Source organism: Amycolatopsis vastitatis (assembly GCF_002234595.1).
In the GTDB taxonomy this organism is placed as follows: domain Bacteria; phylum Actinomycetota; class Actinomycetes; order Mycobacteriales; family Pseudonocardiaceae; genus Amycolatopsis; species Amycolatopsis vastitatis.
Window position 1 is genome coordinate 137,412 of the sequence record NZ_NMUL01000012.1, and the last position, 24,768, is coordinate 162,179.

Sequence of the window (24,768 nt, forward strand, 5' to 3'; positions counted from 1 at the left end):
CCACCCGATCATGAAGCTGACCTCCACCGTGCTCGGCACGCCGGATCCCCGCGCGCTCGCCGGGTTCTACTCGAAACTGCTCGGCTGGCCGATCCGCACCGACGAGCCGGAGTGGGTGACGCTGCGCCCGGACGACGGCGGCGCGGGCCTGTCGTTCCAGCTGGAGACCGGGCACGTCCCGCCGGTGTGGCCGCCGGCCGACGGCGCCCAGCAGATGCAGCTGCACCTCGACATCGAGGTCGACGACCTCGCGGAGGCGACGGCGGCGGCGACCGCCGCGGGCGCCGTGGTCGCGGATTTCCAGCCGCAGGACGACGTCCGCGTGTGCTTCGACCCGGCCGGGCATCCGTTCTGCCTGTGGACGCGCGGATGACGTGACGCCCCGCGTTCGTACGGTCACAGGATCCGCTATCTTCGCCTGAGGTCCCTGTTCCCGGCGAACGGAGTTGAGTCCTGTGGGGGTGCACCGGATCTGGCACCACGGACTGGTCCCCACCGAGGGAAAGCGCCCCCTGGACGCCTTGCGCAGCAGGTTGATCACCCGCCAGCGGCAGCACGACGACTACACGGTGACCGACCTCGGCTCGTCCGACGACGGCGGATCGCGCCGCTGCGACCTGAAGTTCGCCTACGAAGGCAGCGAGGGCCGCTACTCCGTTCAGGTATTGCTTTCGCTGTGCTACCACGCCGGCGAGGACCGGGTGGCGTGGCTGCTCGCCGCGGCCTGCACGCGGCCGTGGCGCAGCTGCCACGAAGCGCCCGCGCAGCGGATCGGCCTGGAGGAGCTGGGCGCCAGCGGCAACGACGAGATCCCGATCGAAACGCCGGTGCTGGCGATGCGCGGCTGGTCGCGCAAGGAATGCGACCACCTCGCCGACCTGCTGGGCGAGGCGCTGGTGGCGCCGTGGCGGACGTCGGCGGTGCTGGTGCTCACCGAGCCGCCGACGGTGCCCGTCGAGGGCTGGCCCGGCCTGGTCAACGTGTTCGACGTCGACGACCGCTTCCGCCGGACCCTCAACCGGCACCTCCCCCTCGGCTGCGCGGTGCCGCTGGGCGCGCGGCTCTACGCGCCGCCCTGCGACCAGCTCCCGGACTTCGTCGAGACCGCCAGCCCGGTTTCCGGCGAGGCGCTCGAAGGCGCGATCACGCAGCTCATCCAGGCGCGCGGCCGGACGCCCCTGCCGCCCGAGTGGGCGGAGGTGCCGAGTGTGCGGACCTGGTACGAGACCGATCCGTTCGCTTCGCCGGAGCGCGAGCCCGACGCCGAGCTGACCGAGAAGCTCGACCGCGCCGAGCGGGAACTCGCCGAGGCGCGCACGGTGATCACGATCCTGCGGAAGAAGGCGAAGGCCCACGCCGAGGAGCGGGATCGGCACGCCTGCGAGGTGAAGGCGCTCCGCCGTCGCCTCGAGGACGTGTGCGCCACCGATGTCGCGTGCCTGCGGAACCAGCTCGCACAGCTGCAGGAGGAGGTGGACGACTACGCGCGCGCGTTCGAGGAGACGGAGGCCGAGCGCGACGAGCTCAGGCGCGTCAACGGGCTGCTGGCGGGCAGGCTCGCCCGCCACCACGACGCGGACGACGAGGTCGCCGCCGCCGAGCGCCCGCCGGACGACTTTCCCAGCTTCGGGGAGCTGATCGGCACCGCCGCGGCGACGCTCAAGCACCTCGCGATCACGGCCGAACCGGCCCCGGCCGCGATCCTCGACCACCACCCGAAAGCCGCTGCCTGGCGCCGCAAGGCGTGGGACGCGCTCCGCACCCTCGACGCCTACGCCGCCACGCGGACGTCGTTGCTCGCCGCGGGCCAGGACCCGGGACCCGAGCTCTCGGACGTGCTCGCCTTCGCCCGCACCGGCCAGCCGGGTTCGCTGATCAGCGCCAACATCATCGCCCTCGCCGAGTCCGACACGGTGACCACGAACGAACGGCTCCGCCAGGCTCGCACGTTCCGTGTCGATCCCCGGACGAACCCGGTGGGCCGCGACTACTTCGGCGCCCACATCGCCTTGGAGCGCTTCAAGTCCCCGGCGCCGCGCCTGCACTTCCTCGACGACACCGACCGCACGGGGACGGTGTACGTCGGGTACCTGGGCGCCCACCTGCCGACGTCCAAGACCAACTGAGCGACAATCGCGCGCATGACGGAGATCGCGCACAAGCACCTGGCCTACTGCTGGATCGCTCGTGACGACCGGGTGCTGTTCCTCCGCCGCGGGACCGGCGTGTTCCTCGCCGGCCGGTGGGAACTGCCCGGCGGGACCGCCGAGCCCGGCGAGCCCTTCGAAGCCACGGCGGTGCGCGAAGTGGCCGAGGAAACCGGGCTGACGGTCCGGGTCACCGGCGAGCTGGCGCGAGATTCGTGGCCGGACATCACGGGACGCGCGATGCGGATCCACGCCTATGTGTACACAGTGGACGAAGACGGGACCGGCGAGGTCGTGCTCAATCCGTCCGAGCACGACGACTTCGCGTGGCTGACCCGGGCGCAGGCCCGGGAACTGCCGCTGCCGGACCACTTCCGGCGGTTGCTCTAGGTTTCTTCCTTGCCGCAGCGCCATTCCGGGACGCCGCGAAGGTCTTCGCGTGGTGGTCATGTCTCCGACGGTACCCGAACACCCGTGCGAACATCATCGCTGAACCGGGTGATCTCCGCGGCGGCTCGCAGGCGAGTTTTCCTTTGTGCAGCAAGGCAAATCAACCTGAGCAGCCCCCGTTTTCCACGCTACCGGAGACCACCGACAAAAACGGCGCTCCTGAGGGCTCGCGAAGCGCTCGCCAAGGTTCACCGGGTCCGAAACGCTCCGGTCACAAACCGGCTCACGCGCCCCAATGTGGCGTTCGGTGCGTCCAACGCACCCAACGCCACATTGGGGCGCTTGTAGCCAGGTCGGCGGAAACCGGTCGCCGGTCCGGTCGGCACACTAGCGAGGAGTCAGGTACCGCAGCAGGACGCTGGCCCCGTCGGTGAGCACCGAAGCCAGCTCCAGCTCCGCCGGGTCGACCACCCCGCCGACCGCCGCGCGGCTCGCGGTTCCCGCCACCAGGAACGGGGCCACGGTCAGCCGGAACTCGTCGACCACGCCCGCCTCGATCAACGAGCCGAACAGCCTGGGCCCGCCTTCGCAGTCGATGCGGCCGAGCCCCTCGGCCGCCAGGGTCTCGACCACCCGCTCGGCCGACACCTCCGCTTCGCCCGCCACGAAGACCCGGGCGCCGTTGGCCGTCCACGCGTCACGCAACGCCGAAGGTGCCGTCGAGCCCGTGAAAACCAGCGTCGGGACCGAGGCCTTCGTGATCACCGGCGCGTCCGGGGGCAGGGAGCGGCCCGTCGTCACCACCGCCACCGGGGCGATCGGGGCCAGGCCGAACCGGCGGCGGCGGGCGGCCGTGCGCTCGTCGGGGCGCATGCCCTCGAACCCCTCCGCCATCGCCGTTCCCGCGCCCACCAGGACGACGTCGGCCAGGTCGTTGCCGAGCCGGTAGACGATCCGGTCGGCCGGGGTCGACAAGGCCGCCGAACGGCCCTCCACCGCGATCGCGCCATCCGTGCTCGACACGAAGTTCACCGCGACCCACCGGCGGCCGTCCGGGTAGCGGTACAGCTGCTCGAGGTCTTCGTCGCCGAGATCGCGCCCGGACGGCCAGACCTGCCGGATCACTCCCATCGGACCGCCTTCGCCGGCGGGCGGGTGCCCGCGATGCTCGCCGCCATCTCCGCCACCTGCCGCACCCGGCGCACGTGCGCGGTCCGGATGATCGCCACCCCCGCCGACGCCGCGAGCGCCGCCAGGGCCAGTCCACCGGGCGTCCCGTCCCCGGCCACCTCGGCCAGCACGGGGAAGTCTCCCGGCGGCGGCACCGCCGTCCGCACCACCCCGGCGTCCAGGACGACGCCCTCGGCCGGCAGCCCGGCCGCGCCGGGCACCGAAGAAGCGGCGTAGCCGGTCCCGAAACGGGCCGCGACCCCGGAGAGGTCGGCACGCGCGACGACCAGGTCGGCGCCCGCTTCGCAGCAGGCCGCGGCGTCCGAAGGGTCCGCGGTGTCCACCGCGACGAACAGGCTCGGGAAAGTCTCACGCGCCCACGCGACCAGGGGTTCGACGCCGGTTCCGGCGAAACTCACGAGGTCGGCGCCGTCGGCGACGGCGTTCCGGGCGGCAACCTGTGCGGCAGTTGCGGCAGTTGCGGCAGTCCGGGCCGCCGACGTGTCCGGGAGCACCTCGACCGCGGCCAGCACCAGCGCGCGGTCACTGCTCAACCGGCGGCCCCGGAAAACGAGGTCGGGGGTCTTCATCGCACTCTCCCTGCTGGACATCCGTGCTTCGCGATCATAAGCGGAGCAGGGGGTGCGCGGTCTTCGCCGGCAGGTGGCGGGGCATCGTCGCCGGGCCACCCGGCCGTGGCGGACTCCTCAGGAGGCGATGGCCTCGTTGATCGCCAGCAGCTCCTGGGCGGTGCGCGTGGCGGTGAACTCGATGACGTCGTACCGGGCGAGCCGCTGGACCACGAACGGATCGGAGGCGAGCACGGCGTCCAGCTTGCCGCGCAGGCACGAGCGCGTCAGGATCACCTGGTCCGCCCGGCCGTTGCCTTTTCCGGCAACCAGGAAAATTCCTTTCGTGAATTGTTTGCGCATCCAGTCCGAATGGTCCGGTAGCGCGTAGTCGACTTCCGTTTCGGGCGCTGTGTAGGTCAGCAGTGCGATGTACATGTTCGCAGAGTAGAACTCCGCGGGCGACCTCGCATCCGCCTGCAGAGTGGCACCGGACACGGGCGCCGTTAATATTCCGTCAAGAACCATGGAATTCCTTTACCAATGCTTTTTCGACATTCTCACCGGGTGCCGTACGCCTGTCGTCGTACGTCCCGGTGCCGCCACCGGGCCGACGCGGTGCCCGGGCCCGGCGGGCGACACTCGGCGCCATGAACGCACTGACCCGGATCTGGCACGACGGCAGGCGAGCCGAACGGATCGCCTACGCCGTCGGCGCGGCGCTGTTCCTGAGCGGCACCGTGCACGCGATCGTGCTCATCGCCACCGGCGGCTCGTGGCTGGGACCGCTGTCGATGCGCAAGGCCGTCACCTTCGGCCTGTCGTTCGGGCTGACGCTCGCGTCGGTCGCCTGGGCGACGTCGTTCCTGACCATCCGCCTTCGCTGGCGCAACGCCCTGCTCGGCGCGTTCACCGCCGCGAGTGTCGTCGAGGTCGTGCTGGTCAGCACGCAGGTGTGGCGCGGTGTGCCGTCGCACTTCAACTTCGAGACGCCGTTCGACAACGCCGTCTCGATGACGCTTGCCGCGGGCGGCGGGGTGATCATCCTGACCGTCGTCGGCTTCACCGCCGCCGCGCTCGTGGAGCCGGGACCGGACGCGCCGAGCCTGCGCCTGGCCATCCGCGCCGGCCTCGTGGTGCTGCTGATCGCGCTGGCCACCGGCGCGGTGATGATCGGCCGCGGGGTCGTGGCGGCCCGCGGCGGCGACCCGCAGCTGGCCTACACCACGGCGGGCGCGCTCAAGCCGCTGCACGCCGTCGCGATGCACGCGATCCTCGTGCTGCCCGCGGTGGCCTGGCTGCTGCAGTTCACCCGCTGGCCCGAAGCGCACCGGATGCGCGTCGTCAAGACAGCCGTCGTCTCCGACGCCGTGCTGACCGCCGTGATCGGCGTCGAGTCCTTCACCGGCGTCTCGCCCTTGGCCGCGCCGCTGCCGGTTATCGCCCTTTCCGTGCTGGCCACCGCCGTGCTCGCCGGCAGCGGGCTCTACGCGTTGTCCGGCATTGAACCGGCCGTCCGATTCGCACGTGTCTCCGATGGGAAGGCAAGGGGCCGGTAATGCGGCGGACGGAGACCACGCGTGCGGCACGGTATGACCACCAGCGGCCTTTTCCGGCAGGATCAGGCGCACAGCCCGTCGTTCTTCTCCGTGTCCAGGGCGATGGGACACCACGCGGACGACCTCGCCGACTTCTGCATTCCCTGCAACCCGTACTTCCCGACCGACGAGATGTTCGGCGAGCTGGAACGCGGTCTCCGCACGATCCTCAAGTTCTACCCCAGCGACGCCGGCGCGATCACCGCGCAGCTGGCGAGCGTGCTGCGGCTCAACCCGTCGACGATCTCGCTCGCCAACGGCTCGACCGAGCTGATCACCTGGATCGACCGGCTGCTGGTCGGGTCCAGTGTCGCCGTGCCGATCCCGACGTTCGGCCGCTGGACCGACCAGCCGGTCGAGACCGGCAAGCGCGTCGACATGTTCCTGCTCAAGGAAGCCGACGGCTTCGAGCTGCGCGTGGACGAGTACATCGAGTTCATCAAGCGCCGCGGCTCCCGGGTCGCGGTGCTGTGCAACCCGAACAACCCCGACGGCGGGTACCTGCCGCGCCGTGAGGTGATCCGGTTCATGGACGCCCTCGAGGACCTGGACCTCGTGGTGATCGACGAGTCGTTCGTCGACTTCGTCGAGGCCGAGCGGAACCCGTCGGTGGCCGCCGAGGCTGTCGTGCGGCCGAACGTGATCGTGCTCAAGAGCCTCGGCAAGAACTTCGGGCTGCACGGGATCCGGTTCGGCTACCAGGTGTCCAACCCGGCGCTGACGCGCAAGCTGTCGGCCGCGCTGCCGAAGTGGAACCTGAACTCGCTCGCCGAGGCCGTGATCTTCATGCTCGCCGAGCACCGCGCGGAGTACGAGGACAGCCTGAAGAAGCTGGCGCTCGACCGGTTCATGATGAGCTCGCAGCTCGGGCAGTTCGCCGAGCTGACCGTGTACCCGTCGCAGGCGAACTTCCTGCTCGTCAAGCTGCCGGGCTCGGTCGACGGCGCCGAGCTGTGCGACCACCTGCTCGCCGAACACCACCTGCTGGTCCGCCAGTGCGGCAACAAGATCGGCATGACCAGCCAGTTCATCCGCCTGGGCGTGCGACCGGACGCCGAGGTCGAGCGGCTGGTCGAGGGCCTGCACGGGGTGGAGCGGCTGGGCGGCGGCCGGCACACGTCGCCGGCCATCGAGCTGGTCTCGCACGCCCGCGAACCCGAACGGTCGATCAGCTGAGCACCTGGGCGATGGCCGACTTCCAGGCGAACAGCCGGCCGTTCACCGAACTCGACCGCTCCGGCCGCACGCGACGCCTGCGCCGGCTCGCCGAAGCGGCCTTGACCGCCTATGACGTGCCGGTGGCCCGGCTGACCCCGCTGGGGCACGGGCTCAACACGACGTTCCGCGTCGACGGCGCGGACGGCCACCGGTACGTGCTGCGGGTGCAGCGGCCGGACGGCCCCGGCGCCGCGCAGGTGCGGTCCGAGCTGGCCTGGCTCGCCGCGCTGCGCCGCGAAACCGGCCTCGTCGTCCCCCTGCCGGTGCCGACGCGCGGCCGGGACCTGGTCACCGTGGTCGCCGACCCGGCGGTGCCCGAACCCCGCACCTGCGTGCTCTGCCACTGGGTCGAGGGCCGGTTCGTCGACGAGCGGCTCAGCGCACCGCAGCTGTACGCGGTGGGCGAGTTCACCGCGCGGCTGCACCTGCACGGCGCGCGGATGAACGGCCTCGACCGCGGCCGCGTCGACGACCTGACCGACTTCGGCCGGACGCAGGTGGACGGCTTCTCCGCGGCGGTCGTCGACCGGGCGGTGGCACTGGCCGGGGGCGACGAACGGATCCGCGAGACGGTGGCGCGCGTCCGCGCGGTCCGGGCCGAGCTGGGCTTCGGCGCCGACGTCTTCGGCCTGGTGCACGGCGACCTGCACCAGGAGAACTACCTGTTCCACCGCGGCCGGGTCCGTGCGGTCGGCTTCGACGGCTGCGGGTTCGGGCACTACGCCTACGACCTCGCCGTGGCCCACGCCGCGCTCGGGCGCCTGCCGCAGCGGGAAGAACTGCGGGAGGCGCTGCTCGACGGCTACCGGTCGGTGCGCCCGGCCGCGGCCACGACCGATCCGGAGGTCCTCGACGCGTTCGCCGCGCTCCGGGACCTCCAGCTGCGGCTGCGCTGACCGTTACAGGCCGTCGTTACAATTGCTATATGGCCGGACGATCGAGCAGCGCCACCAGTACCCGCGACCGCCTGCTGCTGGCCGCGGGCCAGCTCCTGCACGAAGCCGGCGACGGGCCGGTGTCGACGCGGGCGATCTGCGAACGCGCCGGCGTCCAGGCCCCCACGCTGTACCACCACTTCGGCAGCAAGCAGGGCCTGCTCGACGCCGTCGTCAACTACGGCTTCACGCAGTACGTCCAGATCCCGTCGCCGGACGGCGATCCGGTGGACCGCATCCGCGCGGGCTGGGACCGGCACGTCGAGTACGGCCTCGCGCACCCCGGGTTCTACGTGCTGCTCTACGGCCAGATCGAAACCGGCGTGCCGTGCAACCTGACCTCGAGCGCGGAGGCGATGCTGCTGGAGCTGTTCACGCCGTTGGCGCGCGAAGGCCGGTTGCGCGTCGAGGCGGCGGAGGCCGCGCGGCAGTTCGCGGCGGCCAACAGCGGCGTGACGCTCAGCCTGATCGCGCAGCCAGAGGAAAGCCGCGACCTGGCCATGTCGGCGCAGGTCAGGGAGTCGGTCCTGGCCGGGCTGCTCGCCGACCGCCCCGCCGGAGGGTCGTCCGTGAGCGCGCTCGCTGTCGCTTTGTCGACCGCGCTCGCCGACGACACCGAGGCACTGACCACCACCGAGCGGCAGATGCTGCGGGAGTGGCTCCACCGGCTGGCCGTTTGAGCACATCCGGGCGCTACATTTGCTACATTGACTTGTATGACAAATGTAGTGAAGCAGTTCGGCCTGTTCCTGGCCCCGCACCGCGACGACGCGAGCCGGAAGGAGCAGGCGATCGCGGCCGACCGGCTCGGCTACGGCGCGGTCTGGTTCGGCACCGGCCGGAACTCCGTCGGCGACCTCGCGTTCGTCGAGGACGTCCTCGCCTCGACCGAGCGCATCACGGTGGCGACGGCGATCGTGAACATGTGGGTCGACGAGCCGGAGACCCTCGCGGAGTCCTACCACCGGCTCGCCGGCCGGTACGGAAACCGGTTGCTGCTCGGCATCGGCGTCGGGCACCCCGAGTCGGTCACCGGATACCGCAGCCCCTACGAGAAGATCGTCGACTACCTCGACCGGCTCGACGCGGCCGGCGTGCCGGTGGACGCCCGGATCCTCGCCGCGCTCGGCGACCGCGTCCTGAAACTGGCCGCCGAGCGCAGCGCGGGCGCCCACCCGTACCTCGTACCGGTCGCGCACACGCGGCACGCCCGGTCGCTCCTGGGCGCGGGCAAGCTGCTCGCGCCGGAGCAGAAGGTCGTCGTCGACGAGGACCCGGTGGCCGCGCGCGCCATCGGCCGCCCGTACGTCCGCACCCCCTATCTGGGCCTGCGGAACTACGTGAACAACCTGCTGCGCCACGGATACACCGAGGCCGACGTCGCCGACGGGGGCAGCGACCGCCTCATCGACGACCTCGTCCGGCACGGCTCGCCGGAGACGGTCGCGAAGGGGCTGCGGTCCCATGTGGACGCCGGGGCGGACCACGTGGCGGTGCAGGTGCTCGGCCCGTCACCCGAGGTGGAGCTGGCGAACCAGCGGCGGCTGGCCGAAGTGCTGCTCTGATCAGCCGTCGAGCCGGCGCAGCTCGACGACGGGCAGGACCCGGGTCGTTCGCGCCTGGTAGTCCGCGAACCCCGGTTCCCGCTCGACCACGGCGGCGAACAGCTCGTCGCGGTCCGGCGGCAGTACCGCCTCCGCTTCGAAGGTCTCCGCCTCGGTTTCCACGGTGACCAGCGGGTTGTGGCGGAGGTTGTGGTACCACGCGGGGTGCTTCGGCGAGCCCATCGCCGACGCGACGACGACCAGCCGGCCGTCGATGTCCAGGGCTCCCAAGGTGACCCGGTGCTTCTTGCCCGTACGGGCGCCGGTCGTGGTGAGGAAGATCAAGCTGGTCCTTTCCGATGAAGAGGTCACCGGAGGCCGTGAGCCGACACGGATCGGGCGCGCGGAGGCACACTTCTGCCAAGGAATGCAGAACGTGTCGAACTCAAGGGGGCTGAGTAGCCACTACCTCCGTGCGTAGGCCCATCCGGGGCGCACAGGCACGTTAGCACGCGTCAGCGGGCGGCGTCGGCGGCTTTCCGTGCTTCCTCGGCTGCCGCGTCGGCCTGCTCGTAGGTCTCCTTGGCCTGTTCGAACTCGGCCGTCGCGCGCTCGGCGCGTGCCTCGGCCTCGGCCAAGCGCTCACGCAGGTCTTCGACGCGGGCCGTCGCCTGCTCAGCCGCGCGTTCGGTGCGGACGAGGTCGCGCTCGGCCACCGCGCGGTCCTTGGCCCGGTCGGCGGCTTCCTTGCGCAGGCGGTCGCGTTCCGCGCGGGCACGCGCCCGCTCCTCTTCTTCGCGGCGGTGGTCCCGCTTCGGCTTCGCCGGCTCCGCCTTGTCCACCAGCTTCTTCGGGCGTTTCCCGGTGGCGGGCGGCACGCTCGCGGCCAGGGTGAACCACTGGTCGGTGTCCTGGTGCGCCACCGACGTCAGCCGCCCGGCGAGGGCGAGCGCGGCCGTGTCCGGGTCGGCCGCGACGGCTTCCAGGGTCGCTTCGACTTCGCGGGCCACCGAGTCGCTCATCGACGGCAGCTCGTGGCTGATCCGCCGCACGAGCTCGCCGCGGCGGCGGGTCAGCGCGCGCAGCTCGTCGCCGGCCAGCCGGGTGTGCGCGTCCCGCAGCTCGTCCCCCAGCTCCGCCAGCTCACGCAACGGGCCGGCGTCCTCCCGGGCCAGGCGGTTGACGATCGCCGCGGCCGTCGTCGGCTTCCGCAGCTCGCGGATCTTGGCCGCGAGCTCGGCGTCGCCCTCGGCCTTCGCGGCCTTCGCCGCCGCGTTGCGCGCGCTGACGAACTCCGCGAGGTCGCCCCCGTAGAGCTCGCCGGCCACCGTGTCGAAGTCCATCGTGCTCCAGCGAACCACATCGGACTGGTGTGAGCACCTGCGAAGAGTCATCATCGGGGGCATGTTCTTCGATCTGGGTGTCCGGGACTTCCTCGACCGCGCGGAAACGGTTTACCCGGACCGCGTCGCGGTGGTCGACGAGCCGAACCAGCCCGCGCCGAGCTGGGGTTCGCTCACCTACCGCGAGGTGGCGCGCCGGGCCCGCGCGCAGGCCGCCAACCTCGACGCGCTGGGCGTGCCGGCCGGCGGGCGCGTCGCGATGGTGTCGCACAACGCCGCGCGCCTGCTCGTGTCGTTCTTCGGTGTGTCCGGCTGGGGCCGGATCCTGGTGCCGGTCAACTTCCGGCTGGCACCCGCCGAGGTCGAGTACATAGTGGAGCACTCCGGGGCGGAGGTGCTGATCGTCGACCCCGAGCTGGAACACCTGCTGGACCGGGTGACGGCGAAGCACGTCTTCGTCCTGGGCCGCGACGACGAGGCGATCTGGGGCGGCGACGGGACACCGCGGCCGTGGGACGGCGACGAGTCGGCGACCGCGACGATCAACTACACCTCGGGCACGACCGCGCGGCCGAAGGGCGTCCAGCTGACCCACCGCAACATCTGGCTGAACGCCGTCGTCTTCGGCCTGCACACGACGTTGAACGACAACGACGTCCTGCTGCACACCCTGCCGATGTTCCACTGCAACGGCTGGGGCATGCCGTACGCGGTGACCGGGCTCGGCGGGCGGCACATCGTGCTGCGGAAGGTCGACGGCACCGAGATCCTGCGGCGGATCGACGAACACGGCGTCACCATCCTCTGCGCCGCCCCCGCGGTGGTCACGGCCGCGCTGGACGGCGCCGCGAGCTGGGAAGGCGAGATCCCGGGCCGCGGCCGCGTCCGGATCGTCGTGGCCGGCGCCCCGCCGCCGACGCGCACGATCGAGCGGGTCCGCGCGGAACTGGGCTGGGAGTTCATCCAGATCTACGGGCTCACCGAAACCGCGCCGCTGCTGACGGTCAACCGAATGCGCGCCGAATGGGCGGACCTCGACCCGCACGAGCAGGCCCGGCTGCTGGGCCGCGCGGGAACGCCCGCGCTGGGCGTCCGGATCTCCGTCGACACCGACGGCGAAGTGCTCGCGCAGTCGAACCACAACCTCGACGGCTACTGGGAGAACCCTTCGGAGACCGCGCGGGTCCAGGAAGGCGGCTGGTTCCACACCGGCGACGGCGGTTCCTTCTCGGAGGGGTACCTGACGATCGCCGACCGCAAGAAGGACGTGATCATCTCGGGCGGCGAGAACGTGTCGTCGATCGAGGTGGAGGACGCGCTGAACTCGCACCCGGCGATCCGCGAGGCCGCGGTGATCGGCATCCCGGACGAGAAGTGGGGCGAGCTGGTGACGGCGCTGGTCGTGGTGGACACCGACGTCACAGCCGACGAGCTGATCCGGCACTGCCGTGATCATCTGGCGGGGTACAAGTGCCCGAAGCGGATAGAGTTCCTGGATGAGCTTCCTCGCACGGCTACGGGCAAGATCCAGAAGTTCAAGCTCCGGGAGCCGTTCTGGCGAGGTCAGCCGAGGCAGGTCAACTGAGCTGCGGTTCTTCTTCGACGCGGCTCAGCGAGGTCACGCCGGCACGTAGGTCAGCTGGACGACGCCGTTGCCGAACGTCGCCGACTTCCGCAGCTCCAGCGGGAACGACGGACCCTGCTCGGGGAACAGCCGTTTCCCGCGGCCGACGACGATCGGGTGGAGCAGCAGGTTCAGCTCGTCGACCAGACCCTCGCCCAGCAGCCACCGCACCGTCGTGGTGCTGCCGCTGGTCATGATGTCGCCGCCCGGTCCGGCCTTCAGCGCCCGGACGGCCCCGGCCGGGTCGCCGGTCAGCAGGGTCGAGTTGTTCCAGGTGACCGCGGACAGCGTCGACGAAAGCACGTACTTGCGCACGTTGTTCATGAATTCGGCGCCTTCGTCGTCCTCGACGGTCCGGCCGGGCCACGCCTCGGCGAACCCCTCGTACGTGACGCGCCCCAGCAGCATCGCGTCGGCCGCCGCCATCCCGCTGCCGACGGCCTGGCCGATTTCGTCGCTCCAGTAGCGCAGCGACCACTTGTCCGGAGCTTCGACCACGCCGTCGAGGGAGCTGAACAGGTTCGAGACGATCTTGCGCATGGGCCCCCTTTGGTCAGGGGTCCCACTATAAACCGCCGAAACGTCAAGACTGTCCACTTGCGACGGTTTCGCGCACGCGGGCGCTGTCCGACTCCGCCCGCGCCCGTTCCGCCTCCGTCGCCGGCTCCAGGCGCGCCGGGACGTCCTTGTGGTGTGGCGTGCCGGCGATCGGGTCGCGGTCCATGGCGTCCGTCAGGAGGTTGATCCGCGGTCCGCTCACCACCCGCCGGCCGTGGGCGTCGGGATGCGCCATGCCGTAGCCGTGCGGCAGGGCCAGCTGTCCCGGCCGCAGCCCGGGATCGGCCTCGGCGCGGACGACCACCCGGCCGGCCGCCGTCACGACGGCGACCCAGTCCCCCGGCGAAGCGCCGATCGACGCGAGCTCCTCGGGACGCGCCCGCAACGCGCCGTCCGGATCGGTGCGGCGCCAGTGCGGGTCACGCAGGATCTGGTTGGCGTTGTGCGTCCGCCGTTGCCCGTTGAGCAGCGAAAACGGATAGTCCGGCGCCGGCCGGTCGGCGGCCGGGTCGAGGGAGGCCAGCCAGTCCAGCAGCTCCGGCACGGCCAGGTGGACCCGTTCGCGGCGCATCAGGCTCCACACCTCGTCCTGTTCGTGGGCCGAGAACGGCGTGGGACCGGCCAGCACGCGCGAGAACAGCTCCTCGCCCAGCCGCGGCCCGGTAGCGTCACTGCCCAGCGCGCGCTGCACCTGCACGGTCATCGACTTCGCCGCGCGGTGGCAGCCCGCCCACAGCGGCGCGATCGACGCCGCGCCATCGGGCAGCGACGCGCCCAGCGTGCGGTAGAGCAGCACGGGCAGGATCGCCGCGCGCTCCGGCATCGCCTGGACCAGCGCCGCGATCCCGCCCTGCAGCTCCGGACGCGGCCCGGCGGCCAGCTCGGCGAGGACATCGGACGGCGGCAGCACGCCCAGCGCGTCGAACAGCCGTGTGTAGATCTCGGCTTCCACGAGGGTGCCCGGCAGCGGGTCCAGCAACGGCGGCCGCAGCTGGAAGTAGTTCGTCGGCCACTCGAAGGTGAAGAGCGTGAACTCCCACTTCTCGTGCTGGGAGGCGGCGGGCAGGACGTAGTCGGCCAGCGCGGCGGTCTCGGTGTACGCGACGTCGACGACCACCGACAGCTCGGCGGCCCGCAGCGCGCGTTCGACGTCCCGCGTGCCCGCGAAGGTGTTCGCGGGGTTCGACGATTCGACCCACACCGCACGCACCCGGTTCGGGTGGTCGGCGAGGATCTCCTCGGCCAGGGTGTTCGCCGGGAGCAGGCCGCCGATGTACTCGAACCCGGTGATCTCGGAGCGCTGCCCGGTCGTCGCACCCCACAGCGGCAGCAGCCACGAGTGCAAGTTGTTCGTGCCCTCGCGGCCGAAGTGCCCGGTGAGCAGGTACAGCAGCTTTTCGAGGTAGCTGTTGAGCGTCGAGTTCCGGCCCTGCTGGATACCCAGCTCGACGCGGACCGTCATCGCCTTCGCCGCCAAGATCAGGTCGACGGCCCGTTCGACGTCCACACGGGACACTTCCGCGTGCGCGATCCACTCGTCGACCGGCACCTTCGCCAGCACGGCGGCGACCTCGTCGAAGCCTTCGGTGCGGGCGGCGAGGAACTCCGCGTCCTCGCCGCCGCGCTCGAGGACCAGCGCGAGGATCGCGGCCAGCAGGTACGCGTCGGTGCCCGGGCGCAGCGGCAGGTGCAGGTCCGCCAGTTCGGCGGTCTCGGTGCGCCGCGGGTCGATCACGATCATCCGGCGCGCGGGGTCGTTCTTGATCGTGTTGAGCGCCTGGCGCGCGTTGGTGAACCCGTGGGCCAGCCAGGGGTTGCAGCCGAGCACGACCAGCAGGTCGCAGTGCTCGACGTCTTCGGCGGTGTGCACGCTCGTCGAGCCGAACAGCCTGCCGTTGACCCAGAAGTCGCCGGTCTTCTCCTGCGAGAGCGCGTTGAAGTGGCGCGTCGAGTTCATCCACTTCAGCAGCGACGCGCCATACGCGCCGCCGGAGTGGTTGCCCTGGCCGCCACCGCCGACGTAGGCGAACGAGCCGGGCCGCCCGGCCGCGGTGTCGGCGTCCCGGACGGCGTGCAGCTTCGCGGCGATTTCGGTGAGCGCGGTGTCCCAGCCGATCGGCTCGTGCGTGCCGTCGGGGCGACGCCGCAGCGGCGTCGTCAGCCGGTCTTCGTGGTCGCCGTACCAGGTCAGGCGCTGCGCCTTCTGGCAGAGGTAGCCCCCCGAGCGCGGGTGCGCCTTGTCGCCGCGGACGCGGGTGATCTTCCGGCCGTCGAGCTGCACCTCCAGCCCGCAGTTGAGGTAGCAGAGGCTGCACGCGGTGCGCTGCCACTCGCCCATGACGTTCCCCTTCACAGCAGGTCCAGCGCGCGGCCGAGGGTCTCCAGCCGCGCCGCGGGCGTTTCGCCGGCCGGGTACAGCCGGACCGTGTCGATCCCGGTGTCACGCCAGACGCGCAGCCGTTCCCGTACCATCTCCTCGGTGCCGATCAGCGTCGTGCCGAGCACCATCTCGTCGGTGACGAGCGCGGCGGCGCCGTCGCGGTCGCCGGCCTGCCAGCGCTCACGGACCTCGGCGGCGACGTCCGCCCAGCCCTGACGGCTGTAGGCGTTGTTGTAGAAGTTCGTGGTGGCCGAGCCCATCCCGCCGAGGCTGAAGGCGAGTTCCTTCTTGCGGCCGCCGACCATGACGCGCAGTTCGTCCTCGTTGTCCGCGAAGGCGACTTCGGCGCCCTGGCAGACGTCGATGTCTTCGCGCTGCCTCCCCGCCTTCGCGAGTCCTGCGTCGAGGTGCGTGAAGTAAGCGTCGGCGCCTTCGGGCACGAAACTGGTGCCGAGCCAGCCGTCCGCGACCTCGCCGGTGAGCTCCAGCAGCTTCGGCGACAGCGTCGCGAGGTAGATCGGGATGTCCGGGTTCGGCGCGGTGGACAGCCGCATCGGCCGGGCCTCGCCGGGCAGCGGGATCTCGAAGGCCCGGCCGGAGAACGAGATCTTCTCCCCGGCGAAGGCCTGGCGGATGATCTCGACGGTCTCCCGCATCCGCGTCAGCGGCTTCGCGAACGGGACGCCGTGCAGGCCCTCGATCACCTGCGGCCCGGACGCGCCGAGCCCCAGCGAGAACCGCCCGCCGGACAGGTCGGCCAGCGTCAACGCGGCCTGCGCGATCGCGACCGGCGTGCGGGTGCCGAGCTGGACGATGCCCGAGCCGAGCCGGATCCGGTCGGTGCGGGCGGCGAGGTACCCCAGCGCGGACGGCGCGTCCGAGCCCCACGCTTCGGCGACCCAGCAGACGTCGAGACCGAGTTTTTCCGCCTCCAGCACGAAATCCAGTGTCGCGCGCGTGTCCTTCGAAAACTCGACAGTCGTCGCGGTCTTCATCGGTTTTCGATCCGGGCCTTGATGGCGGCGAGGTTGCCGGCCATCGCCGTCTCGAACTCCCGCATGCGGACGAAGACGATCTTCTGTTCCTTCTCGGGCATCCGGTCGATGGCGAACGACAGCCCGGACCGGCCCGGGCCCATCCGCATCCACTGGCTCAGCCGGGTACCGCCGTTTTCGGGCTCGAGCGTGAACTTCCAGACCGCGCTCGGCTCGTCGGGATCCTGCACGGCCCACGCGAAGACGCGCGGCGCTTCGCACTCCACGACGTAGGAGGTCGTCTCCCACTCGCCGAAGGCGTCGTGCTTGCTGCGGCCGACGAACTTGCGGCCGACCGCGCCGTCGCACCACGCGACGGACTGCAGTTCGGCGCTCATCTCGGGCATCAGCCCGATGTCGGCGACGACCGGCCAGACGTCCTCGGGTGCGGCGCCGATCCACGTGGAGACCTCGGCTGTCGGCAGGTCGGCGTACCTCGCCCCGGTCCACTCCATCGTGGTCGCACTCCTCTCGAAGAGCCGTCTGACCACGATAGTTGCGTAGATAGACCTACTCTGTCAACGTCACTCCTGCCGCGCGAACCGCTCCTCGACGTCCGGGCGGCGCGCCAGCCGCGGCGGGAAGCCGGGACCGAGGCGCATCCGCGTGTCGTCCGGCGTCATCGGCTCGCCGCACTCGGCGCAGGCGATTTCGGCGTGCGTGTCGTGCCCGCAGGCGAGGTGGTGCACGGTGATCGGCGGGCCGGCTTCCGCGGCGAGCCACTTGTCGCCCCAGCGGGTCATGGCGAGCAGCACCGGGTAGAAGTCGCGGCCCTTCTCGGTGAGCACGTAGTCGTAGCGCACCGGCTCGGTCTGGTAGGGCACCTTCTCCAGCAGCCCTTCGTCGACCAGCCGCTTGAGCCGGTCGGCGAGGGTGTTGCGCGCGATCCCGAGCGCCTGCTGGAACTCGTCGAAGCGGCGCACGCCGTAGAAGGCGTCCCGCAGCACCAGCGGCGTCCACCAGTCCCCGAGCAGATCCATGGTGCGCGCGATCGAGCACGGCCACTGCGCGAACGATGTCCGTTTCATGCGGCCGAGGGTACCCCGTTTCGGAGAGAGACTCAGCAGGTCAGCCGCATGACGACGCGCCGAGCGGTGGGACGGCTGACCTCGCTGAAGCCCGCGTCGGCGAAGATGCCGGCGGTGCCGACGAACAGTTCGGCCGGCCAGGCGACCTTCTGGCCCGGTTCGACGAGCATCGGATAGCCCTCGACGGCCCGGGCACCCCGTTCCCGCGCGAAGCCCACGGCCGCTTTCGCCAGCGCCGCGCTCACCCCTTGGCGGCGGAACCCCTTGCGCGTGACGAAGCACGTCACCGCCCAGACGCCGTCGTCCGCCGGGTCCTCGTCGCGATCGGCCCAGACCAGCCGGCTGGTCCGGAGCCGCCGATAGGCCGTGCGCGGTTCGACCGCGCACCAGCCGGCGGGCTCGCCGTCGAGGAAGGCGACGAGCCCGGTCGCGCGGTCGGCCGTCTGGGCACGGAGCCGCTCGGCGCGTTCGGCGGAAGTGCCCGAACGCCATTCGGCGGGCGTGTCCTTGAAGTACTGGCACCGGCAGCGGGCCGGATCCCCGCGGTCGCCGAAGATCGCCTGCAGGTCCGCCCAGGACGCCTGGTCGACCGATACGACAGTCAGCATGGTCCGAAGTTAGACCAGGTGCCCGGTCGTGACATCGACGTGGCCGGGCACGTCGTCGTGCACGTCGCCGACCGTGAGCGTCCCCGCCGGTTCCACCAGCAGCACGCTCGCGCCCGACTTCGACGACGGCTTGTGGAACGTGCCCTTCGGCACCACGAACACCTGGCCGCGCGCCAGCGTGACCACGCGTTCCTCCGGATCGCGCAGGCCGATCTCGATCTCGCCGTCCAGGACCAGGAAGAACTCGTCGGTGTTCGCGTGGACGTGCCAGACGTGCTCGCCGTCGAACCGGGCGAGGCGGATGTCGTAGTCGTTGACGCGGGTGACGATCCGCGGGCTCCAGGCGGCGTCGAAGCTCGCCAGGACTTCGTTGAGGTCGATCGGGTTCATGACGCCATGCTCGTCCTGGCGTACCCGGCGCGGGAGTGCTAGGAATCGCACATGCCGCAAGAATTCTCGCACCGGGTGGTCGCGATCGTCACCGAGCAGTCGAACCCGTTCGAGATGGGCGTGGCGACCGAGCTGTTCGGGCTCCGGCGCCCGGAGCTGGATCGTCCCTGGTACGACTTCACGCTCTGCGCCGCGACGCCGGAGGTGCGGATGAACCTGGGCATGTTCACGCTGTCCGGCGTCGCCGGGCTGGAGGCCGCCGACACGGCGGACACCTTGATCGTGCCCGCCCGGCCGGACACCCACGTGCCGACGGCGCCGGCGATCATCGCGGCCATCCGGCGGGCGGCCGGCCGCGGCGCCCGGCTGGTCAGCTTCTGCACGGGAGCGCTCGCCCTCGCCGAGGCGGGTGTCCTCGACGGGAAGCGGGCGACGACCCACTGGCAGTGGGCCGCTTCGCTGGCGTCGCGGTTCCCTCGCGTGCGCTGGGAGCCGGACGTGCTGTTCATCGACGAGGGCAACGTCCTCACGGCGGCGGGCAGCGCGGCTTCACTCGACCTGGGCCTGCACCTCATCCACCGCGACCACGGCGCCGAAGTCGTCAACGCGGTCAGCCGCCGCCTGGTGTTCACCGGCCACCGCGACGGCGGGCAGCGGCAGTTCATCGCCCGCCCGGTGCCCGCGGTGCCGGAGACGTCGCTCGCCCCGGTCCTGGCGTGGGCCCTCGAGCGGCTGGACACGCCGCTGACGGTCGCCGACCTGGCCGCCCGCGCGTCGGCCAGCCCGGCGACGCTGCACCGGAAGTTCCGCGCGGAACTGGGTACGACCCCGCTGGCGTGGCTGACGACGGAACGGGTGACGCTGGCCTGCCGCCTCATCGAGCGAGGCGAACTCCGCCTCGACCGCGTCGCCGCGGCGAGCGGGTTCGGCACGGCGGCGAACCTGCGGCTGCAGCTGCGGCGCCACACGGGTCTCAGCCCGAGCGCCTACCGCCGCCGGTTCGGCCCGGCCGCGTAATCTCGGCGAGCGCCTTGGCCAGCACCTCCCGCTGCAGCCGCGCCGGATAGGCCGCCGGGTCGGCCGCGGCCAGGACGTTCAGCCCTTCCACCAGTGCCACCAGGCCCTTCGTCGCCCGTTCGAGGTGGTCGTCCGTCCATTCCGGACGGACCGCCGCGACCAGCCGCCGGATCCGGGCCAGGAACGAGTGGTTCGCCGCTCGGTGGCGGTCAGCCAGGTCCTCGTCGGCCAGGGCCGCGGCCAGGAAACCCACCCACACCCTCGACTCCTCGTGGTGACCGTGCGGCAGGTCGACGGCCTGGCCGAGCACCGCCGCCAACGCGCCCGCAGCGTCGGCGCTCGCCGACTCGGCCGCGTCGGCGCGGACGGCCGTGCGTTCGTAGAGCAGGTCGCGCGCGTGCAGCAACAGCGCCTTCTTGGTCGGGAACGTGTGCATGACCAGGCCGGTGGTGCACCCGGCGCGCTCGGCGACCGCGCGCAGCGTCAACCCCGGCAAGCCCTCTTCCGCGAGCACCTGCCACGTCGCGTTCGACAGCAGTTCCCGTTGCGCCCGCACGTCACGCTGCTTCGGCATCCAGCCTCCTTCCCGGGAGCGTAACAGCTGCTACGGTAACAACCGTTACGAAACAGGAAGGGTGATCCGATGATCGACTGCACACTGACGATCAGCCCGGTGACCTGGGACGATCCCGACGCCGTCCGCCTGCGCGAAGCCCAGCGGACCGAGCTCGACGCCCGCTACGGCACCGACGACCACGAGCCCGGCGCCCTGCCGACCGCCGAGACCGTCGCGGTGTTCCTCGTCGCCAGGGACGCGGCGGGGACCGCCGTCGGCTGCGGCGGGATCCGGCCACTGGGGCCGGGATCGGGTGAGGTCAAGCGCATGTACGTCGAGCCGGCGGCCCGCGGCACCGGCGTCGCGGCCGCGCTGCTGCGCGCGCTCGAAGACCACGCGCGCGGCCTCGGCATCACCCGGCTGCTGCTGGAAACCGGCACCGGGCAGCCCGACGCGATCCGCTTCTACCAGCGCGAAGGCTACGAACCGATCGAGGCTTTCGGGCCCTACCGCGGAGAACCGCTCTCGCGTTGCTTCGCGCGCGACCTGTGATCGGTTTTCCGATGGCCGCCCCAGGCTGAGCTATTGGCGGTGGCACGCGCATCGGGCCTACGGTCGAGGGCACGGCGATCTGGGGTTCTTTTCGCCGCTCCCTTCACGAACCGGAGTTTCCCTTGCGTATCAAGCAGATTGGCCTCGCGCTGGCCGCGGCCGCCGTGCTGGCCCTCCCGGCCGCGCCCGCCGAAGCGACGTCGAGGATCATCCCCCTCGACCTCGCCGCCGGGCAGCAACCGGAAAACATCACGCTGGAGCCCGACGGCTCCGCCGACCTCACCTTCGCCTACACCGGCGAAATCGGCCGGGTCACCCCCGGCGGGCAGGTGAGTGTCATCGCCCGGATTCCCGTCCCCGCCGACGGCGACGTCCCGGTGGTGCACCGGAAGCTGTTCCTCGGCGGCATCGTGCGGGCCCCAGGCGGCGACCTGTACGTCGCCGTTTCCACCGGTACGGCGGCGACCGGCCTCTACCGCGTGCGGGCCGGAACCGCGCCGGTGCGGGTGGCCGCGCTGCCGCCGTCCGGCTTCCACAACGGCGTCGCGCTCGATCCCGCCGGTGGCGACCTCTTCGTCGCCGACTCGTTCGGCTCGGTCGTCCGGCGCGTCTCGCCGCGCACCGGGCAGGTCACCGACTGGGCCACCGGCGATCTGCTCGCCCCGGTGAGCGGCTTCGGCGCGAACGGCGTGAAAGTCCACGACGGCGCGGTGTGGGTGTCCAACCTGGACCGCGGCACGCTGGTCCGGCTCCCGCTCACCGGAGCGCCGGGGCGGGTTGTCGCCACCGGGCTCGGGCCGGTCGACGACTTCGCCTTCCACGGCAGTACCGTCGTGGTGGCCGTCAACCAGGAGAACCGGGTCGTCACCGTCGATCGCGACGGCACCCGCACCATCCTGTCCATTTCGGACGGCCTGGCCAACCCGACATCGGTCGCCCTCCGCGGTGACACGCTGTACGTCGCCGACAGCGCTTACTTCGGCGGCTCGCCCAACCTGCTGCGCACGTGCCTGCGGTGACCGGATTCGGCACGTGCATCCGCACGCCGATTGTGCACGCGCTTTCCGGCGATCACGGGAAATGGTTGCTGTGAACCAAATCCACCGGTAAGTTGGCGGACCCCGGTGCCCGTCATCGGTCACCGGGGTTCGCGCTGCTCGGCGGGAGCGGGGAGGCACCCGCCGAGAGAGCGCTTTCCGGCGGTAGGGGTCACCGCCGGGTGCAGGAGGGATGCAGTGCCTTGGTGTACCGGGGAACAGTCGTGGCCGACCACGTGACCGAGCCGTACCTGGTCGGCGTCGAAGCCATCGCGGGCGAGCTGCTGCGCGGGAAGTGGTGTGTCTACCTGCACGAATGGCTCGGGGACGACTACGACCTCGCGAGCTGGCGGGAGCTCGTCGCCGCCGAGGCCGAACGGTCCGGCGTCGAGGTGTGCTTCGTGCAGATCCCGCGCAAGGACATGACGCTCGTGGCGAACGTGCGCGCGCTGCCCAGCTTCGAGCAGGTCACCGAATCCGTGGCGGCGCTGGAACACTACCGGGGCCTGGCCGCGGGACGCGGGTGGCGGGGCGCCGCCACCGGCCGCCGTTCAGCCCAGTGACACGAGCGCGATCGCCGCGCCCGCGCCGAGCAGCCCGGCCACCTGGGCCCGGCTCAGCCGTTCCCGCAGGAAGATCAGGGCGAGCAGCACGGGCACCGCGGGGTACAGCGCGGCGAGCACCGTCGCGACCGCTAGCAGCTGGTGCTGCGCCGCGAGCAGGTAGAGCACGATCGCCGCGCTGCCGCACGCCCCGGCGAACGCGGCGGGAGCGAGCAGCCGCGACGGCAGCCGCCACGGCGCCCGCGTCGCCGCGACCAGGCCCGCGATGGCCACCACCGAGACCGCGCGGCTGAGCACCACCGGCCAGAAGCCCGCCTCCGCCGGGATCCGCGAGAGCGCGACGAACTGGACCGCGAAGCCGAGCCCGGCGACGAAGGCGTCCGGGATGCCCGCCGCTGTCCGGACGGCGGCGTCCCCGTGTGACCGGGAGACCAGCCACAACGCCGGCACCGCGCAGCAGACGCCGGCGAGCGCGACGAACGAGAGCCGCTGCCCCAAAAGGACCAGTCCGAACAGGACCGGCAGGACGACCGCGGCGACGTCGCTCGCGGGCACAACCAGGCTCATCGCCCCCTTGCCCATCGCGCGGTAGAGGAAGGCGACGCCGACCCCGGTGCCCGCGCCGGAGAGCGCGCCCCAGCCGAGTGCCGCCGCGTCCGGCGTTCCGGACCCGGCGAGCGCGGCGAACGGGACGGTCACGACGGTCCCCGCCACCTGGGCGTACAGCGACACGGTCATGCCCGGTGCCCGGCGGGACACCAGCCCGCTGACGAAGTGCGTGACCCCGAAGAAGAGGGCCGACACGAGCGCGAGGACGTTTCCCATCAGGAGCTCCTTTCGGCCTGCCCGACCGGGCAGATCCGCCGCTCGGCGACGCAGCCCGGACGGTCGCAGAGCCGGCACATCAGGTCGCCCGAGCGGACTTCGGCGTGCAGGCCCCGCAGCAGCGACTCCAGCAACGGTTCGAGCGCGGCGTGGCCGGGCACCGCGCGCAGAGCGGTGACCAGGACGTCCTGACGCGCCTCGAGCGCACGGGCGGCGGCCTCGCGCCCGGCCGGGGTCGGCACGACGGCGACCGCGCGGCCGGTCTTCGCCTGCCGCCGCACGAGACCACGGGCTTCGAGCTGGTCGAGCATCCGCGCGCAGGCCGGCTGGCTGAGCCCGATCCGCCGGCCCAGCTCGGTGCCGCCGAGCCCGGGGAACTCGGCGAGGACGACCAGGGCGGCGGTCCCGCTCACGCTGACACCGGCGGCCGCCGCGGCGGCGCCCGTCATCCGGTCGGACAGGTTCAGCACCGCCGCGCCGAGCAGGTTCGCCAGCCGCAGTTCATGCATTACTCATGCATAACACGGAATCGGGACACGAACAAGACGGGAAATCGATTACTGTCGCGCTATCGTGAGCTCGGAACACTGTCGGCTCAAGTGATCGAGGACGCGGGTGGCGACGATCTCGGACGTGGCGGCACTGGCCGGTGTCTCGACCGCGACCGTCTCGCGGGTGCTCAACGGCAAGTCCACAGTGGACCCGGCGCTGGCGGAGCAGGTGGCCAGGGCGGTGGCGGAGCTCGGCTACACGCCGAACGGCCTCGCACGCAGCCTGCGCCGCCGCGAAACCGCGGTGCTGGCGCTGATCATCTCCGACGTCGAGAACCCGTTCTTCACGGCGATCGCGCGAGGGGTCGAGGACATGGCGCAGGCCGCGGGGTTCTCGGTGATGCTGTGCAATTCGGACGAGAACACCGCCAAGGAACGCCGGTACGTCGAGGTGGCGGCGCAGGAACGGCTCGCGGGCGTGATCATGTCGCCGACCACCCGCGACAGTGACGTCGAGCCGCTGATCGCGCAGCGCACGCCGATCGTGACGATCGACCGCCGCCTCGACTCGGTGGACTGCGACGCGGTGCTCGTGGACTCTCACACCGCGGCCCGGGAAGCCGTGCGGCACCTGGTTTCCCAGGACTACCGGCGGATCGGCTGCATCGCCGGGCCACCGGGCGTCACCACGGCGGACGAGCGGCTCGACGGTTACCGCGAAGGACTCCGAGAAGCAGGCCTGAAATACGCGGCGAAGTGGGTTCGACGCTGCGAATTCCGCGAAACCGGCGGCCGTGAAGCCGCGACCCAGCTGTTGACGAGGTCCGATCGGCCCGACGCGCTCCTGGTGTCGAGCAGCACGATGGCGGTGGGCGTACTGCAGGCGATGGCCGGGCTGGGCCTGCGCTCGGGCCGCGACGTCGGAATCGTTTCGTTCGACGAAGCACCGTGGGCGACCTTGATCTCGCCCCCGTTGACAGTCGTCGCCCAGCCGGCCTACGCGATGGGCCGGCTGGCGGCACGCCTGCTGCTCGACCGCATCGCCGGCGGCGTCGACCACCCGGCGACCACCACGACTTTGGCGGCCCAGCTCATCGTCCGGGCCGGCACGACCCGCCCCGGAGTCTGCCCGAGTGACGCTTGACACACCTCCGTACCCGCCCTAGCGTCGAGTAATCGATTACTCCCATC

The 24,768-nt window shown here is 71.5% G+C and carries 29 protein-coding genes; 14 read left to right on the top strand and 15 right to left on the bottom strand.

Annotated features, from left to right (window positions below):
- Positions 1 to 10: 10 nt before the first annotated feature.
- The 3 genes from CF165_RS14810 to CF165_RS14820 all read left to right on the top strand — a co-directional run bounded on the left by CF165_RS14810 (position 11) and on the right by CF165_RS14820 (position 2,537).
- Positions 11 to 373: a VOC family protein gene (locus CF165_RS14810; RefSeq protein ID WP_093948084.1), complete on the top strand. Its 363-nt coding sequence runs from the start codon at positions 11 to 13 to the stop codon at positions 371 to 373.
- 82 nt (positions 374 to 455) lie between these two features.
- Positions 456 to 2,126, top strand: coding sequence for a hypothetical protein (locus CF165_RS14815; protein WP_093948085.1), 1,671 nt, complete (start codon positions 456 to 458; stop codon positions 2,124 to 2,126).
- A gap of 15 nt (positions 2,127 to 2,141) precedes the next feature.
- The gene (locus CF165_RS14820; RefSeq protein ID WP_093948086.1) at positions 2,142 to 2,537 is read left to right on the top strand and encodes an NUDIX hydrolase; all 396 of its coding nucleotides are present in this window, start codon (positions 2,142 to 2,144) and stop codon (positions 2,535 to 2,537) included.
- A 387-nt stretch (positions 2,538 to 2,924) separates the two neighbouring features.
- Here CF165_RS14820 and CF165_RS14825 read toward each other — a convergent pair whose 3' ends face one another.
- From CF165_RS14825 to CF165_RS14835, 3 genes are all read right to left on the bottom strand, one after another.
- Positions 2,925 to 3,662, bottom strand: coding sequence for a dihydrofolate reductase family protein (locus tag CF165_RS14825; protein ID WP_093948087.1), 738 nt, complete (start codon positions 3,660 to 3,662; stop codon positions 2,925 to 2,927).
- Positions 3,659 to 4,297, bottom strand: coding sequence for a dihydropteroate synthase (locus tag CF165_RS14830; protein WP_093948088.1), 639 nt, complete (start codon positions 4,295 to 4,297; stop codon positions 3,659 to 3,661). Before CF165_RS14830 ends, CF165_RS14825 begins: the two co-directional genes overlap by 4 nt.
- Positions 4,298 to 4,414: 117 nt before the next feature.
- Entirely contained in the window at positions 4,415 to 4,714 is a 300-nt protein-coding gene (locus CF165_RS14835; RefSeq protein ID WP_093948089.1) for a YciI family protein, read from the bottom strand.
- Between the two features lie 212 nt (positions 4,715 to 4,926).
- Between CF165_RS14835 and CF165_RS14840 the strand changes: the two genes are divergently transcribed.
- The 5 genes from CF165_RS14840 to CF165_RS14860 are packed head-to-tail and all read left to right on the top strand — an operon-like array spanning position 4,927 to position 9,592.
- A complete protein-coding gene (locus CF165_RS14840) occupies positions 4,927 to 5,835 on the top strand; it encodes a hypothetical protein (RefSeq protein ID WP_093948090.1) in 909 nt (302 codons plus the stop codon).
- Between the two features lie 21 nt (positions 5,836 to 5,856).
- Positions 5,857 to 7,050: a pyridoxal phosphate-dependent aminotransferase gene (locus CF165_RS14845; RefSeq protein ID WP_093948091.1), complete on the top strand. Its 1,194-nt coding sequence runs from the start codon at positions 5,857 to 5,859 to the stop codon at positions 7,048 to 7,050.
- Between the two features lie 11 nt (positions 7,051 to 7,061).
- A complete protein-coding gene (locus CF165_RS14850; RefSeq protein ID WP_093948092.1) occupies positions 7,062 to 7,988 on the top strand; it encodes a phosphotransferase enzyme family protein in 927 nt (308 codons plus the stop codon).
- A gap of 29 nt (positions 7,989 to 8,017) precedes the next feature.
- Positions 8,018 to 8,707, top strand: coding sequence for a TetR/AcrR family transcriptional regulator (locus tag CF165_RS14855; RefSeq protein ID WP_093948093.1), 690 nt, complete (start codon positions 8,018 to 8,020; stop codon positions 8,705 to 8,707).
- Between the two features lie 36 nt (positions 8,708 to 8,743).
- Complete coding sequence (locus CF165_RS14860) at positions 8,744 to 9,592, top strand: LLM class F420-dependent oxidoreductase (RefSeq protein WP_205660865.1); 849 nt, start codon at positions 8,744 to 8,746, stop codon at positions 9,590 to 9,592.
- On the opposite strand, the gene CF165_RS14865 is transcribed toward CF165_RS14860, so the two are convergent.
- Positions 9,593 to 9,916, bottom strand: coding sequence for a nitroreductase/quinone reductase family protein (locus CF165_RS14865; RefSeq protein WP_093948094.1), 324 nt, complete (start codon positions 9,914 to 9,916; stop codon positions 9,593 to 9,595). It abuts the gene before it with no gap.
- A gap of 170 nt (positions 9,917 to 10,086) precedes the next feature.
- Positions 10,087 to 10,914: a hypothetical protein gene (locus CF165_RS14870; RefSeq protein WP_205660866.1), complete on the bottom strand. Its 828-nt coding sequence runs from the start codon at positions 10,912 to 10,914 to the stop codon at positions 10,087 to 10,089.
- Positions 10,915 to 10,975: 61 nt separating this feature from the next.
- On the opposite strand from CF165_RS14870, the gene CF165_RS14875 reads away from it, so the two are divergent.
- Positions 10,976 to 12,499 (top strand): AMP-binding protein, encoded by a 1,524-nt coding sequence (locus CF165_RS14875; RefSeq protein ID WP_093948096.1) that lies wholly within the window; start codon positions 10,976 to 10,978, stop codon positions 12,497 to 12,499.
- Between the two features lie 33 nt (positions 12,500 to 12,532).
- Here CF165_RS14875 and CF165_RS14880 read toward each other — a convergent pair whose 3' ends face one another.
- The 7 genes from CF165_RS14880 to CF165_RS14910 form a co-directional block, all read right to left on the bottom strand.
- Positions 12,533 to 13,078, bottom strand: coding sequence for a dihydrofolate reductase family protein (locus CF165_RS14880; RefSeq protein WP_093948097.1), 546 nt, complete (start codon positions 13,076 to 13,078; stop codon positions 12,533 to 12,535).
- Positions 13,079 to 13,121: 43 nt separating this feature from the next.
- Complete coding sequence (locus tag CF165_RS14885; RefSeq protein ID WP_093948473.1) at positions 13,122 to 15,434, bottom strand: molybdopterin-dependent oxidoreductase; 2,313 nt, start codon at positions 15,432 to 15,434, stop codon at positions 13,122 to 13,124.
- 11 nt (positions 15,435 to 15,445) lie between these two features.
- Positions 15,446 to 16,471: an LLM class flavin-dependent oxidoreductase gene (locus CF165_RS14890; RefSeq protein ID WP_093948098.1), complete on the bottom strand. Its 1,026-nt coding sequence runs from the start codon at positions 16,469 to 16,471 to the stop codon at positions 15,446 to 15,448.
- Positions 16,468 to 16,965 (bottom strand): SRPBCC family protein, encoded by a 498-nt coding sequence (locus CF165_RS14895; protein WP_093948099.1) that lies wholly within the window; start codon positions 16,963 to 16,965, stop codon positions 16,468 to 16,470. The genes CF165_RS14890 and CF165_RS14895 overlap by 4 nt, the downstream gene beginning before the upstream one ends.
- A 69-nt stretch (positions 16,966 to 17,034) precedes the next feature.
- On the bottom strand, positions 17,035 to 17,538 hold the full coding sequence (locus CF165_RS14900) for a winged helix-turn-helix transcriptional regulator (protein ID WP_093948100.1): 504 nt from the start codon (positions 17,536 to 17,538) through the stop codon (positions 17,035 to 17,037).
- Positions 17,539 to 17,570: 32 nt separating this feature from the next.
- Positions 17,571 to 18,146 (bottom strand): GNAT family N-acetyltransferase, encoded by a 576-nt coding sequence (locus tag CF165_RS14905; protein WP_093948101.1) that lies wholly within the window; start codon positions 18,144 to 18,146, stop codon positions 17,571 to 17,573.
- Positions 18,147 to 18,155: 9 nt separating this feature from the next.
- Positions 18,156 to 18,536: a cupin domain-containing protein gene (locus CF165_RS14910; RefSeq protein WP_093948102.1), complete on the bottom strand. Its 381-nt coding sequence runs from the start codon at positions 18,534 to 18,536 to the stop codon at positions 18,156 to 18,158.
- A 51-nt stretch (positions 18,537 to 18,587) separates the two neighbouring features.
- Between CF165_RS14910 and CF165_RS14915 the strand changes: the two genes are divergently transcribed.
- Complete coding sequence (locus CF165_RS14915) at positions 18,588 to 19,553, top strand: helix-turn-helix domain-containing protein (RefSeq protein WP_093948103.1); 966 nt, start codon at positions 18,588 to 18,590, stop codon at positions 19,551 to 19,553.
- On the opposite strand, the gene CF165_RS14920 is transcribed toward CF165_RS14915, so the two are convergent.
- Positions 19,510 to 20,127: a TetR/AcrR family transcriptional regulator gene (locus CF165_RS14920; RefSeq protein WP_093948104.1), complete on the bottom strand. Its 618-nt coding sequence runs from the start codon at positions 20,125 to 20,127 to the stop codon at positions 19,510 to 19,512. The genes CF165_RS14915 and CF165_RS14920 overlap by 44 nt on opposite strands.
- A gap of 69 nt (positions 20,128 to 20,196) precedes the next feature.
- Between CF165_RS14920 and CF165_RS14925 the strand changes: the two genes are divergently transcribed.
- The 3 genes from CF165_RS14925 to CF165_RS14935 all read left to right on the top strand — a co-directional run bounded on the left by CF165_RS14925 (position 20,197) and on the right by CF165_RS14935 (position 22,261).
- Positions 20,197 to 20,661, top strand: a complete 465-nt coding sequence (locus CF165_RS14925) for a GNAT family N-acetyltransferase (protein ID WP_093948105.1) — start codon at positions 20,197 to 20,199, stop codon at positions 20,659 to 20,661.
- Positions 20,662 to 20,783: 122 nt separating this feature from the next.
- A complete protein-coding gene (locus CF165_RS14930) occupies positions 20,784 to 21,680 on the top strand; it encodes an NHL repeat-containing protein (protein ID WP_240521607.1) in 897 nt (298 codons plus the stop codon).
- A 242-nt stretch (positions 21,681 to 21,922) separates the two neighbouring features.
- The gene (locus tag CF165_RS14935) at positions 21,923 to 22,261 is read left to right on the top strand and encodes a hypothetical protein (RefSeq protein ID WP_240521608.1); all 339 of its coding nucleotides are present in this window, start codon (positions 21,923 to 21,925) and stop codon (positions 22,259 to 22,261) included.
- Here the strand turns inward: CF165_RS14935 and CF165_RS14940 are convergent.
- Positions 22,250 to 23,086, bottom strand: a complete 837-nt coding sequence (locus tag CF165_RS14940) for a DMT family transporter (protein WP_093948107.1) — start codon at positions 23,084 to 23,086, stop codon at positions 22,250 to 22,252. The genes CF165_RS14935 and CF165_RS14940 overlap by 12 nt on opposite strands.
- Complete coding sequence (locus CF165_RS14945; RefSeq protein WP_093948108.1) at positions 23,086 to 23,595, bottom strand: MarR family transcriptional regulator; 510 nt, start codon at positions 23,593 to 23,595, stop codon at positions 23,086 to 23,088. The genes CF165_RS14940 and CF165_RS14945 overlap by 1 nt, the downstream gene beginning before the upstream one ends.
- A gap of 106 nt (positions 23,596 to 23,701) precedes the next feature.
- Between CF165_RS14945 and CF165_RS14950 the strand changes: the two genes are divergently transcribed.
- Complete coding sequence (locus CF165_RS14950; protein ID WP_093948109.1) at positions 23,702 to 24,721, top strand: LacI family DNA-binding transcriptional regulator; 1,020 nt, start codon at positions 23,702 to 23,704, stop codon at positions 24,719 to 24,721.
- The last annotated feature ends 47 nt before the right edge of the window (positions 24,722 to 24,768 follow it).